The organism is Citrobacter sp. HN-141 (assembly GCF_033341895.1).
Classification (GTDB): Bacteria; Pseudomonadota; Gammaproteobacteria; order Enterobacterales; family Enterobacteriaceae; genus Citrobacter.
In genome coordinates this window covers 106,035-119,373 of the sequence record NZ_JAWPBF010000002.1, presented here as the reverse complement: position 1 = coordinate 119,373, position 13,339 = coordinate 106,035, and the positions used below count along the sequence as shown (strand labels likewise).

Below are 13,339 nucleotides of genomic sequence, written 5' to 3'. Positions count from 1 at the left end.
GTTTATTTCTTCGCCCCGGATTTACCAATGCCCCGGTACAGTTCGTTAATCCGCTTCACGGATTTAATGGATCGCTGCGGCGCGGTAGACGCGACAGACAGCACAATCATTTCCAGGCACACCAGTACCGTACCGTGGAGCGGCATTTTCCCATTCTCGCCGCCGCGTGGCACGTTAATCACCACATCCGCTTCTTTACTAAAACGGGAGTCCAGCGCGTTCGTCAGTAAAATAACCGGGACCCCCAACCGCCTGGCCTCGCGAATGGTCGTCAGCCCTTCCCGGTGCGGTGATTTCTGCGCCATCATGATCAGCACATCTCCCCGCTGCAATGCGATCAGTTGCTCCGCGAGGTTAATCCCGGTGCGATTAAACGCTACCGCAGGCAGGCCAATACGGCTAAGCAGACGCGCGGTATAATCCGCCAATACGCCGGATGCGCCAATGCCAAAAATCCCCACCTGACGGGCTTCTACCAATAGCGCCACCGCCTGCGCGATTGCATAGCGGTTTTGCGGAGTGGAAAGGGCTTCACAGGTGCGCTGATGCCCCTGCAAGACAAAATCAATGCTGGAGTTCACATCGCAAGAGAGCGTATTCACCGTGGTGGTCATCTTCTCTTCTGAGGTCACGCCAGGGCCAAACCAGTGTTCAATGGTCTGCTTTAAATCGCGCAACCCGGCAAACCCCAGCGCCTGAATTGCCCTGACCACCGTCGCGTCAGAGGTTTGAGTGGCGGCAGCGATTTCGATCGCCGTAAACTCCAGCACCACTTCGCGGTTTTCGTTGATATAACGCGCCACGGCCTGCATACGTGGCGAGAGTAAATGCGCCCTGGCGCGAAAACGGTCACCATAGACATCAATACGATTTTTGGCTTTTTTCGCCGTCAGCATGGTTATTTCGCCTCCGGTAGCCAGCGACCGGCGATATGCGTTTGCACCTGCGCCACCATCAGGCTGAGCGAGGCATAGGAATTGGATATCGCCTCTTCACGGGAGAGTAAAACGTAATGTCCGCGCTGGCAGGCCGTCAGGAACTCACACCAGCCCGGCATCACCGCATCCATCGCCGCGATTTCATCCTGCGGTTTACCGCCGGTATCGCCACGCCAGGTCGCGAAGACAAAATCGGCATCCAGTTCAGGCAGACGTTCCGCACTGACATCAATGCGCCCACCCGGCGGAATGCTGTCGATAAGCTTCGGAAAGGTGAAGCCAGCATCGCGTAACACTCGCCCCAGGGAATGATAAGTGTGCAACGCATTGATTTTACCCTGATTGGCCTGTATTACCGCCACAGAGATGTGCTGCGTATCGACCGTCCGCTTGAGCTGGGCAATTTCTTCACGGTAGCGCCGTTCCAGCAATGCCAGCCGGTGCTGCGTACCTGTCAGCTGCGCCAGCTTGCGGTAGATCTCCGGCGCACCGCCATCGAGATGATCGATACTGACCGTCGGCGCTATTTTTTCCAGTTGCTCAATCGGCGTGTTACGGCTGGGTTCGGTGATAATTAAATCCGGTTTCGCAGCGACAATGGCTTCAATATCAATGTCTGCCGTACCGATATACGTCATGGTCGAATTATCAAAATCCACGCCGGTCAGCAGCACGCCGGAGCGTAAAAAATGGCTGCCATCCGGGCGCGTTCGGCCGTGGCTGGCCACCGGAGGCACGCCCAGTTCGATCAGCGGAATAGTGATGTCGAGATCGTGCAATGACACAATGCGCTGCGGATGTAGCGGCACGTTCACCACCCGCCCGAGATCGTCAGTAAATGACTGAACAGGCACCGCCGCCTGGACTGTGCAGCCGACCAGCAGCAGCAATGAAAAGATTAAACGCATATACCCTCTTAGCAATTACAAACGATCCCGGCGACGCCAGAGCAACAGTAAAAAGAACGGTCCACCGACCAGGGCAATGACGATCCCGGCCGGAATTTGCAGTGGTGCAAACGCCAGACGACCCACGGTATCGGTAACCAGCACCAGCAACGCACCGATCAACGCACTTCCCCACAGCAGGGCTGTTTGTCCGCCACGCAGCCAGAATCGTGCCATGTGTGGCGCCATCAACCCGACAAAACCAAGGCTACCCACGCAGGCAACACTGGCGGCGGTGAGTACAACCGGCGCGAGAAAACGCAACAACGCCAGTCGGGGTAAACGTACCCCCAGCCCCGTTGCCGCCGCATTGCCAAGCAGCGCCACATCCGAAGCTCGCGCCGTGGCAAATAAGATGATGGCCGCAGGCAAGGTCCAGACCAGCGCCACCAGCAGCAGTGGCCAGGTGGCGGCATGAAGGCTGCCCGCCAGCCAGACCAGCGCAGTCTGTACGTCACGGACATCGGCGGTGGTCATAAATACGCCCATTCCCGCCGCAAAGAACCATGACACACCAATGCCTATCAACACGAAGCGAGGCCGGGAGAAATCACGGGCCAGCAGCATCACCAGTGTGGCGACCAGTGCGCCGCCGGCCATTCCCGCCAGGGGCCGCCAGACCAGACTTGCGGACGGGAAAAGCAGCACCAGGGCCAGCACCACCACGCAACTCCCTTCTTTAACACCGATAAGCCCGGGATCGGCCAACCCGTTGCGGGTGATAGATTGCATTGCCGCCCCGGCCAATCCGAGCATCGCCCCGCACAGAAGCGCCATCAGCAGTCGCGGCAGTCGTACATCCCACACGACATACTGTTGCTGAGCCGTCAACGCCTGAGGGTCAAACACCGCCCGTCCGATAGCGGAAGCCGGAACCGGGAGCGACCCCTGCATCACACCGAACAGCAGTAATGCGATTGCCAGCACCGTCAGGCCGAGGCTGTACAGCACGGTTTTGGGACGAATGACACGAGAAAATCTCCCCACCCGCCATGCACGAAGCCCCGCACGCTGCAGCAGATCGTTCATTTCAAAAACCTCGACGCAATGAAAATAAACGCCGGTGCGCCCACCAGGGCGGTCATGATCCCTGTAGCCAGCTCCTGCGGAGCCAGCACCGTGCGGGCGGCAATATCGGCCAGCAGCAGCAGCGCCGCACCCAGCAATGCCGACATCGGAAGCATCTGACGAATATCGTCTGTTACCAGACGGCGGATAACGTTAGGCACTAACAGGCCGATAAACCCCAGCGGCCCCACGACGGAGACTGCCGCACCGCACAGCAGCGCAATGGCGATCATCGCCAGCACGCGTATGCGCAGAATGTTCACCCCTAATCCACAGGCCATACGGTCGCCGAGGGCCAGAATATTCAGGCCCGGCGCGATAGCGAGCGCCAGTACCATACCGGCAAGCGACGGGGGAACGGCGCTTTTGAGACTTTCCCAATGCAGACCCGCGAGATCACCCACCAGCCAGGTGCGCATTGCCAACAGGGTTTGTTCATCCAGAATCAGGATCGCCGCAGTCAGCGATGACACCATGGCCGACAGCGCCACGCCGCACAACGTGACCTTCAGCGGCGTTAAGCCACCACGCCCGGCAGATGAAATCGCCATCACCAACGAAAAGAGTGCCGCAGCACCGCCTGCCGCCAGCAATGGCTGGCTTACCCCCGTCACGCCAAGCGCGGCGCACAACACAACGACAAACGCCGCACCGGCATTCAGCCCCAGAATATGCGGCTCTCCCAGCGGATTACGAATCAACGCCTGCAACAGCACGCCCGCAACACCTAACGCCGCGCCGACCAGCATCGCCGCCGTCATGCGCAGCAGACGTAAGGAGACAATAATCCGGTGGTCGAAATTTTTCGCGTCAAAGTGGAACAGCGCCTGCACGACGGTCTGCGGGCTGATAGTGCGTGCGCCAACCCCCAGATGCACCACCGCCAGAACACACAACAGCAGCGTTAACACGGGGAGCGCCAGCATAAACCGGCCACGGCGACGAGCCAGTGTGCTTGCCATGACCGTCATTGCGCTTGCCCGCCCGGCGCGCGGAACGGCATAAAGAACGGTTTGCCGGTGAGAGGATTCACCGACATCTGCACGTCGACGTCAAATACGTGCTTAATCAACTCGGGCGTGCAGTTTTCGCCATCATGCACGACGCCCTGCAGCGTCCCCTGTTTAAGGAACACCAGCATGTCCCCGTAATTCACGGCAAAATTCAGGTCATGCAGGACCACAACCACTGTACGGCCATGATGGCGAGTCAGTGAATGCAGCAGTTCGAGGATCTCCACCTGATAGCGTAGATCGAGAAATGTAGTCGGCTCATCCAACAAGATGACCGGCGTTTGCTGTGCCAGCGCCATCGCAATCCAGCAGCGCTGACGTTGCCCACCGGAAAGGCTCTCTACCGGTAAATGCGCAAAATCAGCAGTTCCGGTCAACTGGAGTGCCTGCTCCACGGCGCGTTCGTCATCGTCCGTCCATTGTGAAAGCATGTTCTGCCAGGGAAAACGCCCGCGCGATACCAGTTCGAAAACGGTGAGACCTTCGGGCACCAATGGGGATTGCGGCAGGATGCCGAGTTGGCGTGAAACCGCTTTGGTGGGCTGTTGGTGAATGGCTTTGCCATCCAGCAATACGCTGCCACCGTGCAGTTTCAACATACGGGCGATCGTGCTTAACAACGTTGATTTACCCGAGCCGTTCGCCCCCACCAGCACCGTCATTTTGCCTTGCGGGATAGTGAGACAGATATCATGGACGATTGTGTTATGGCGATAACCCGCAGAAAGCTGTTGTAGTTCAATGCCCGTTCTGTGGGCGGTATTTTCCACATGCTGTGGCATGTTCACTCCTGCGCCGCCGCATGGCAAAGCCTGCATGCGTAACTCTCTAAATAAAAATAAAACTCATTCTCTTTGTGATCTTGCTGGCTTGCACTGTAGTAGTCAAGCAATTACACCCTGTAGTTACACCACCTGTCGCCAACAACTAAAGCACAAATAAAAAACGCTGAAAAATCAATAAAAATCATTATTTCTCAATATATTAAAAATTAAATACCCTTAAAAAAATGACGGTTAAATTGCGGTGAATCGCCTGTAGTTTCTTTTTCATTTTTACGTTTACTACTACAAACGCTCATGATTGAATGATTCTCAATTACACATCTGACGCCAGTAACGCCGGCTTACAGATGGATAAATGCAGGGCTGGCAAGCCGGGCAATGAATTGAATCAACCTGTTTCCCTGCCCATTTTTGGCAGGGTCTTTTGCGGAATAAATAAAATAATGGCTGAGTTAACGACTTACTTTTCGGGGATGAAAGGGCGGGCATTGTGCTCTGCTCTCTTTCTGGGCATGACAACAACACCTACGGTATTCGCAGCGGAGAAAGAGACGACTCCGCCTAAAGGGGAAGATACCATCACCGTTCGGGCAGATGCGTCGTCTGCCGATCAGGCCGTAACATCGGGTTACCAACCGCTGAGCTCGTCCACCGCGACGCTAACATCCATGCCATTGTTGGATATTCCACAAGTGGTGAACACTGTCAGCGATAAAGTTCTGGAAGATCAGCATGTCACGACGCTGGATGAAGCGCTGTATAACGTCAGTAACGTTGTGCAAACCAACACATTAGGTGGCACACAGGATGCGTTTGTCCGCCGTGGCTTCGGCGCAAACCGTGACGGCTCAGTGATGACCAACGGTCTGAAAACCGTGTTGCCGCGCAGCTTTAACGCCGCCACCTCACGCGTGGAAGTGCTGAAAGGCCCGGCCTCAACCCTGTACGGGATTCTCGATCCCGGCGGCCTGATTAATGTCGTCACCAAACGTCCGGAAACGCAGTTTGGCGGGTCGATTTCAGCAACCTCCAGCAGCTTTGGCGGCGGCACAGGGCAGTTTGACGTGACCGGGCCGATTGAAGGCACACAGTTGGCCTATCGCCTGATCGGCGAATATCAGCATGAGGATTACTGGCGTAACTTCGGCACCAATCAGAGCACTTTCATCTCCCCTTCCCTGACCTGGTTTGGCGACAACGCCACCGTCAACGTGCTCTATTCACATCGCGACTATAAAGCCCCGTTCGATCGCGGCACCATTTTCGATCTCAACACCAAACACGCGGTTAATGTGGATCGCAAAACCCGTTTTGATGAGCCGTTTAATATCACCGATGGCGAATCGGATCTGGCGCAGCTAAATGCCGAATACCGCTTCAACAGCGAATGGACAGCGAAATTCGACTACAGCTTTAGCCAGGATAAATACAGCGACAATCAGGCTCGCGTGATGGCTTATGATTCTGCCACCGGAAATCTGACCCGCCGTGTTGATGCCACTCAAGGCTCCACCCAGCGCATGCACGCCACGCGTGCCGATTTGCAGGGCAACGTCGATATCGCTGGCTTTTATAACGAGATCCTCACTGGTGTCTCTTATGAGAACTACGATCTGCTGCGCACCGACATGATCCGCTGCAAGAACGTAAAAGGGTTCAATATTTATAATCCTGTCTACGGTACGTTGGGTAAATGCACTAACGTTTCTGCTGCTGATAGCGATCAGACCATTCAACAAGAGAGCTATTCTGCGTATGTGCAGGACGCGCTGTACCTGACCGATAAATGGATCGCCGTCGCCGGGATGCGTTATCAGTACTACACCGAATACGCTGGCAAAGGCCGTCCGTTCAACGTTAACACCGACAGTAGCGACCAACAGTGGGTACCCAAATTCGGTATGGTTTACAAACTGACACCGTCCGTATCGCTGTTCGGTAACGTGTCGCGATCCTTTATGCCGCAATATTCTATCGCCAGTTATATTGGCGAGCTGCCACCTGAAACCTCAACGGCTTATGAAGTGGGGGCAAAATTCGATATCTTTGACGGTATCACCGCCAATATTGCCCTGTTTGATATTGATAAGCGCAATGTGCTGTACAACGAAATGATCAATGGCGAAACCGTGGCGAAAACGGCGGGTCGCGTGCGTTCACAAGGCGTGGAAGTGGATGTCGCCGGTTCGTTGACCACCAACACCAATATCATCGCCAGCTACGGTTATACCGCCGCGAAAGTGACGGAAGATCCTGATTACAAAGGTAAGCCGCTGCCCAATGTACCGAAGCATACCGGCTCATTATTCCTCACCTACGATATTCAGAATGCCTTTATGGGCAATACCCTGACGATTGGCGGTGGGGGTCATGGGGTGAGTCGCCGTTCCGCAACCAATGGCGCAGACTATTATCTGCCGGGCTATTTTGTCGCCGATGCCTTTGCCGCTTATAAGATGAAGATGCAGTATCCGGTCACATTGCAGCTCAATGTGAAAAACCTGTTTGATAAGACCTATTACACCTCATCCATTGCCACCAATAATCTGGGTAATCAGATTGGCGACCCGCGAGAGGTACAGTTCACGGTGAAAATGGAATTCTGATCCTCTTCATCCATTAACCCTGCCAATTCTGGCAGGGTTTCCCGATTATTCCACCATTTTAAGATAATTGCACTTGTGCTGTCGCCGCCCCGTTTATACAACCCTAAAGCTCACCTGTAATGCGATGATGTTTATTTTGTTATGGGCGACTGGGGACCACAATAATGAATGGGATAACATCATGACTAAAACAAAACTGACGCTGCTATTACCTTTATTTTTAGCTGGCTGTTCAATGAGTGACGGGGAATTAAGAAATGCCTATGCTCACCATTATCAGCAGCCTGCGGCTTACGTTGAAGTCTATAAGCAAAAAATAGCCAGCATGGATATTAATACGCTGGCGCAATATGCCGCCGCAGAAGATAAGAAAAAAATGCGCGGGCAGCCAAGGTTGAAAATTGACGAGTTTATTACCATTGAGAACGTTCAGGCGAAAGATAATCGGGTAGTCTACGATTATACGCTTTCAGAACGCTGGCTGGCGCTGTCTGCAGATAAACGGCGCGAGAAGCAGAGCAATATGAATAAAGATTTGATCTACCGAACCTGTTCGTTGGAAACGGTACGTCTGGCGCAGGCAAAAGGGCTGGAAGAAGAACATAACTATTACCGCCAGTATCCTGACAAGTTAGCCTTCACCCTGAGAACCAGCGCGCAGATTTGTATGCAAAACGGTTTTACAAAATAGCCGCACTCACTATGCCTGATACGCTGCGCTTATCAGGCCTACAATTTGCACGCTGCCGTAGGCCGGATAAGGCGCCAGCGCCGCATCCGGCTAAAAAGAGAGACTCAGAATTTCCAGGACACGCTGCCAACAATGCTGCGTTCTGCGCCAAAGTAACAATAAGAAAGCGAGTTGCAGGCCGCGACATAGCGTTTATCGGTCAGGTTGTTAACGTTCAACTGCGCGCTCAACCCTTTAATACCGATATTCGTTAAGTCGTAACCTATCGCCATATCCACCAGCGTGTAGGACGGCAGGGTGTGAGTATTCTGGCGATCGCTGGTAATACCATTAACGTAGCGCACGCCTGAACCCAACGTCAGCCCCTCCAGAGGCCCCCTTTTCACATCGTAGCTTAACCAGGTGCTGGCCTGATTGCGCGGTGCATAAACGGCACGCTTACCCTGTTCCTCCGGGCTGCTTTTCTTATAGCGAATATCGGTGTAGGTATACGCCGCCTGCAAACGGAAACTGTCCGTCAGTTGGCTAATAGCTTCCAGCTCCACCCCTTCAGATTCAATTTCGCCAATCGAACGGTACGGATCGGTCGGCTCTTCTTTGGTGGCAATATTGGTCTGATTAATGCGGAACACCGACGCGCTAAACTGGCTATTCAACCCTTCCGGTTCATATTTCAGCCCGGCTTCCCACTGCTTGCCTTTCATCGGTTCCAACAGGTTACCGTTCTCATCCGCAAAACTGGTTGGCGTAAAGGCGGTGGAATAGCTGATGTACGGCGCAACACCGTTATCAAACAAATAAAGCAGAGCAGCGCGACTGCTGAAGTTATTTTTGTCCAGATCGCTGCGAGTGCCGTTTTGCTTATCAATATTCGATATGCTCACCTGATCGTAGCGGCCACCGAGCGTTATACGCCAGCGATCCCATGACATCTGATCCTGCAAATAGTAGCCCGTCTGGCGCAACTTGTGTTTCTCGCGCGCATACATATTGATGTAATCCGGCTTCGCCCCGTACACCGGGTTAAACGCATCGATCGGCGGAAATGCCCCGTAATAGCCGGTAGTATTGTTACTGCGATCCTGATAATCGATGCCCACCAGCAAGCGGTGATTGACCTGCCAGGTATCAAAACTGCCGTCGAGCTGGTTATCCAGCGTAATGGCCGACATGTTTTCATCAGAGCCGGAATAGCCGCGATTAAGCTCTGTTTCATTCAACCAGCCTGCCGCATACACCTGGTTCAGCTCAACGTCGGTATGCAAATAGCGTAACTTTTGCCGCACCGACCAGCCGCTATCAAACATGTGCTCAATGTTGTAGCCGACCATATTTTCACGGCGATCGTATTTGTCGTAATCATCCTCGCCTTCGTAGAAGGTGTTGGCGATCTTCTGCCCATAGTGTGGCACAACGGTGCCGTCATACGGCAGGCCGGAGTGGCTGCCACCTTCCGGGTCACGGTGCAGATAGGCCATCAGGTCAAGACGCGTCTGGTCTGTAATGCGCCAGGTCAGACTGGGCATCAGCGCGTAGCGCTCTTCTTTCAACGGGCCGAACTGCGAATCAGCATAGCGCGTCATGCCACTCAGGCGCGCCGCCACGCGGTCGTTATCGTCCAGCGCCCCGGTGACATCAAACGCGGCGCCGCGCTGATTGTTGTTTCCGGCAAACAGTTTCACTTCTCCGCCCGCATCAAACGACGGTTTACGCGATGTCAGCGCCACGATCCCGCCCGGAGAAGATCGGCCGTACAGCACGGAAGCCGGGCCACGCACCACTTCAATATTGTCGAGAAACCACGGATCGACCACCAGCGAACTGTGCGAGTTAGTGTCGCCCATCATTTTCAGGCCGTCGAGATAGACGTTGTCCAGACTACCATCGGAGAAACCGCGCAGCACAATGTAGTCAAAGCGGTTGGAGGCACCAATCTGGTTACTGTACACCCCAGGCGTGTAGCTAACAGCCTGGCGCACGCTGGTTGCACCTTGTTCTTCAAATTGTTCACGGGTAACGATAGAGACCGATTGCGGCGTTTCGATATCCGGTGTGGCAAGCTTGGTCGCCCCACTTTGCATTTGCGAGGTGACAACCACCGTATCGTTTTTTGTTGTTTCCTGCGCCAGCAGAGGAAAAGCCACACTGCCGGTCACCCATCCTACCAGCAGCGCCAACCGAGTCTTCGCGAACATGAACATCTCCCAAGGCATGTCTAATTGTAAATGAGAATTATTGCCATTTTTGTATCAGGAGTCGCTATGCCGAATGCCAGGTTGCGTATGCGCAATGCCAAATTATTAATCTGCCACGCGCATAAAACGGGAAAATGGATTAGCAAAGTTTGAGAACATCACCAGGCGGGAAGCCATAGCGACGACGAAAAGCTGTAGAAAAGTTGGTGGCGTGCTGGTAGCCAGACATCCATGCCGCTTGCTGTACGCTATATCCTTCCAGCAAATAGCCACGCGCGCGTTCCAGGCGGCAGTCGCGCAGGTAGTCAAACACCGAGCAGCCATAGGCCGTGCGAAATTTACTGCGCAAACTGCTGGGGCTCATCGCCGCACGCTACGCCAACTCGTTAAGCGTGTAGTCATTTTCAGGGGTTTGCTCCAACAGGCGACGCACACTTTCCAGCCGCTGCTGCTCGCCACTGGCGGCAAGGCATTTACCGCTCTCTACCTGACAAACGCTGAGACCGTGACCAAATAATTGTAAAATCAGTCCTTCTAGCATCAACTGGCGCGAAACCTGGCTGAGCGAGCCCTGCTGCGCATACTGTAATCCGCTGAGTAAAAACCCCGGCACCTGCCAGATAAGCGTTGGCGTCTGGCAGCTTTCCCACTCACGCATAAGGGATTCAAGTAATCCTGTGCGCCATGCCCCGTCAGGATACAACCCGAGTGATAGCGTCCGTAGCTTGCAGTCTGCAGGGTGACGGGCGCTCATCGCCTGGCGTTCACTCAGACGCGAACTAAACGCCATGCCGGAACGTACCACATGTTCCTGCCCGTTGAGCGTCAGTATCACGCAACCCTCCAGCACCACCAGCATATACAAGGGACTACTGTGCCGGGAGGTGGTTTCATACGGTTGCAGCACCTGTACATCAGAGTGTGTGACGCACATCCCGCAAGGGAGCATCATCTCCTCCACTTCCCCTTGCAACACGGCACTGGAACACGGAAGACCCGGTTTTTGCGCCAGCAACGGAAAACGGTAATCGATCCCGTAACGCTCACCAAAGTCCCTAAACTCACTGACGGAGAAGGTGCGGGTAAAACGTCCGGATGCATTCTGGGCGGTGGTGTTGTTCATGCTGTCTTCTGCACAAGAAATGGAATTTGCAACGTACGATGAGTGGCAACATTACCATTACCCGCACAACACAACAATAATAATGAGAATTGTTATCAATATGACATTCGCGGGTTACTCCAGCCAGAGCAGTTCTGCTATGTTAGCCTCGGGCGCAGCTTCTTTTAACCAGCGATACAGCAACTCAATATTTCGAAGCCGGGTTGACGCTTTTGGCCAGACGAGGTAATAGCCGTCTCCTGTCGCGACCGCCTGTTTAAACGGTAACGCCAGCATCCCACTCTGAATTGCCGTCAGGCTTAAGAGCAGATCGGCGACCGCCACCCCATGCCCGCTCATTGCCGCAAGACTCCCCTGTTCCAGGGTGTCGAACACGTTGCCACGTGCCAGGTTCAACGCAGGAAACGCTCCACTACGCTGCAGCCAGCGACGCCAGTCGCGGCGATCGGCAGAAGGATGAATCAATTCACAGGCGGCGATATCACTTTGCGCCTGAGCCTGTAACGCAGGCGCGCAGACCGGGATAAGCCACTCCTGAAACAGCAAACGGCTGTCCGTATCCTCACCAAAATAACCATTCCCCAACAGGATTGCACAGTCATACGGTTCGCGACTGAATGCGACGGAATCGGTGTCCATCCACACGCTGGAAATTTCAATCACCGGCGTTGGATGGGCTTCCCGGAAACGGCGCAGCACATCCAGCAGCCAGCGCATGGTCAACGTTGAGGGGGCTTTCAACCGCAGCTCATGACTGCTGCTACGAAAAGCATGGCAGGCATGTTCTAAACTCTGAAACCCGGCCGTCAGCTGTTGCGCTAACCCCTGACCTGAAGGCGTTATCTCAATACGGGGACCGCTACGAACAAACAGTTCGCAGCCAAACCAGGCTTCCAGTGTGCGGATATGACGGCTTACCGCACCAGGCGTGACGTTCAGTTGAATAGCCGCTTTACTAAAGGACCCCAGACGGGCAGCAGCTTCAAAAGCTCTCAGGGCATACAGTGGGGGTAGCGTCATCATCGGCTTCTATGTTGAGTTTTACTCACAGTAGAGCGCAGTTTTATTCGTTTTTCAATGTGACACGCAGGCGGAATACTGATGAAAAATAACGTCAGGATCATCAGATATGAATCTCGCTTTACTGGCTGTATACAGCCTCTCGGTGCTAACACTGTTGCTAACGCCTGGCCCTGTTGTGGCGCTGATTACCGCGACGGCGGCACAGTACGGCTATCGCCAGGCCTTTATGACGCTATGCGGAACGAACGGCGCTTCATTGCTACTGCTCGCGCTTGCTGCGCTGATGCTGGCGGGGGTGGTATCACTCTCTCCTCTGCTGCTGTGTGTGCTGAGTCTCGCCGGATCGCTGTATATCGGCTATAGCGCGTTTTGCAGCCTGCGAGCCAGAAATCAAGCCGCCAGCGAAGGCTTTCGCCAGCCGTCTCATGGGGGATTTATCAACGGTTTCCTGATTGGCGTGTCAAACCCGAAAGATATTCTGTTTTTCGTTTCATTCTTTCCCCAGTTCATCACCATTACACATAATTTCGCCACCAGCATGCTGATACTCACGCTGGTATGGGTCATTTTTGACGTTGCCGTTCTGTCATTTTATATCGTGATTTTCAAACGCTGGATGCCCACGCGGTTTGTCAGAGACAGCGTTTTTATCTCGTCCCTGTTCCTGCTGGCGGTAGCGGTGTTTGGCATTCTCTACAATGTGGCCGCACTGCGGTTACAGATCACAAATTAGCGTCACAAGGGTTCCCCTCGAGGGACCGCCTGTTATCATTCAGCATGTAAATATCTTTCAACTCAACCCGAGGCTTTGATGCTGGAGAATGTCATCATCAGATAATCAGTTTGCCGACCTTATCAGGCCGGACTGGTTATCAATGCGCTGAAATCGAATGCGGACACCGCAGTGTGTTTGCACGTTTTGCACATGATGATTAAACAGGTTTTCCAGT

At 54.1% G+C, this 13,339-nt stretch carries 10 protein-coding genes and 1 pseudogene; 3 read left to right on the top strand and 8 right to left on the bottom strand.

Annotation, left to right across the window (positions count from 1 at the left end; genetic code table 11):
* Window positions 1-2: 2 nt before the first annotated feature.
* Genes RYZ59_RS03495 through RYZ59_RS03475 form a run of 5 tightly spaced genes read right to left on the bottom strand, consistent with a single transcriptional unit; the run spans window position 3 to window position 4,748 of the window.
* Entirely contained in the window at window positions 3-896 is an 894-nt protein-coding gene (locus tag RYZ59_RS03495) for a MurR/RpiR family transcriptional regulator (protein WP_005127925.1), read from the bottom strand.
* 2 nt (window positions 897-898) lie between these two features.
* Complete coding sequence (locus tag RYZ59_RS03490) at window positions 899-1,846, bottom strand: ABC transporter substrate-binding protein (RefSeq protein ID WP_137384455.1); 948 nt, start codon at window positions 1,844-1,846, stop codon at window positions 899-901.
* Between the two features lie 15 nt (window positions 1,847-1,861).
* A complete protein-coding gene (locus RYZ59_RS03485) occupies window positions 1,862-2,914 on the bottom strand; it encodes an iron ABC transporter permease (RefSeq protein ID WP_318045000.1) in 1,053 nt (350 codons plus the stop codon).
* Window positions 2,911-3,924, bottom strand: a complete 1,014-nt coding sequence (locus RYZ59_RS03480) for an iron ABC transporter permease (protein ID WP_318045003.1) — start codon at window positions 3,922-3,924, stop codon at window positions 2,911-2,913. Before RYZ59_RS03480 ends, RYZ59_RS03485 begins: the two co-directional genes overlap by 4 nt.
* Entirely contained in the window at window positions 3,921-4,748 is an 828-nt protein-coding gene (locus RYZ59_RS03475; protein WP_271441873.1) for an ABC transporter ATP-binding protein, read from the bottom strand. The genes RYZ59_RS03480 and RYZ59_RS03475 overlap by 4 nt, the downstream gene beginning before the upstream one ends.
* A 446-nt stretch (window positions 4,749-5,194) precedes the next feature.
* Here RYZ59_RS03475 and RYZ59_RS03470 point away from each other — a divergent pair, with 446 nt between their 5' ends.
* Together RYZ59_RS03470 and RYZ59_RS03465 are read left to right on the top strand one after the other, a co-directional pair.
* The gene (locus tag RYZ59_RS03470) at window positions 5,195-7,357 is read left to right on the top strand and encodes a TonB-dependent siderophore receptor (RefSeq protein WP_318045007.1); all 2,163 of its coding nucleotides are present in this window, start codon (window positions 5,195-5,197) and stop codon (window positions 7,355-7,357) included.
* 181 nt (window positions 7,358-7,538) lie between these two features.
* Window positions 7,539-8,048, top strand: a complete 510-nt coding sequence (locus RYZ59_RS03465; protein WP_318045009.1) for a hypothetical protein — start codon at window positions 7,539-7,541, stop codon at window positions 8,046-8,048.
* A gap of 104 nt (window positions 8,049-8,152) precedes the next feature.
* On the opposite strand, the gene foxA is transcribed toward RYZ59_RS03465, so the two are convergent.
* The 3 genes and pseudogenes from foxA to RYZ59_RS03450 all read right to left on the bottom strand — a co-directional run bounded on the left by foxA (window position 8,153) and on the right by RYZ59_RS03450 (window position 12,386).
* Window positions 8,153-10,261 (bottom strand): ferrioxamine B receptor FoxA, encoded by a 2,109-nt coding sequence (gene foxA / locus RYZ59_RS03460; RefSeq protein ID WP_318045011.1) that lies wholly within the window; start codon window positions 10,259-10,261, stop codon window positions 8,153-8,155.
* 121 nt (window positions 10,262-10,382) lie between these two features.
* Window positions 10,383-11,366: pseudogene (locus RYZ59_RS03455) on the bottom strand (AraC family transcriptional regulator).
* Between the two features lie 114 nt (window positions 11,367-11,480).
* Window positions 11,481-12,386, bottom strand: coding sequence for a LysR substrate-binding domain-containing protein (locus RYZ59_RS03450; protein WP_318045217.1), 906 nt, complete (start codon window positions 12,384-12,386; stop codon window positions 11,481-11,483).
* A gap of 109 nt (window positions 12,387-12,495) precedes the next feature.
* On the opposite strand from RYZ59_RS03450, the gene RYZ59_RS03445 reads away from it, so the two are divergent.
* Window positions 12,496-13,122 (top strand): LysE family translocator, encoded by a 627-nt coding sequence (locus RYZ59_RS03445; RefSeq protein WP_318045013.1) that lies wholly within the window; start codon window positions 12,496-12,498, stop codon window positions 13,120-13,122.
* The last annotated feature ends 217 nt before the right edge of the window (window positions 13,123-13,339 follow it).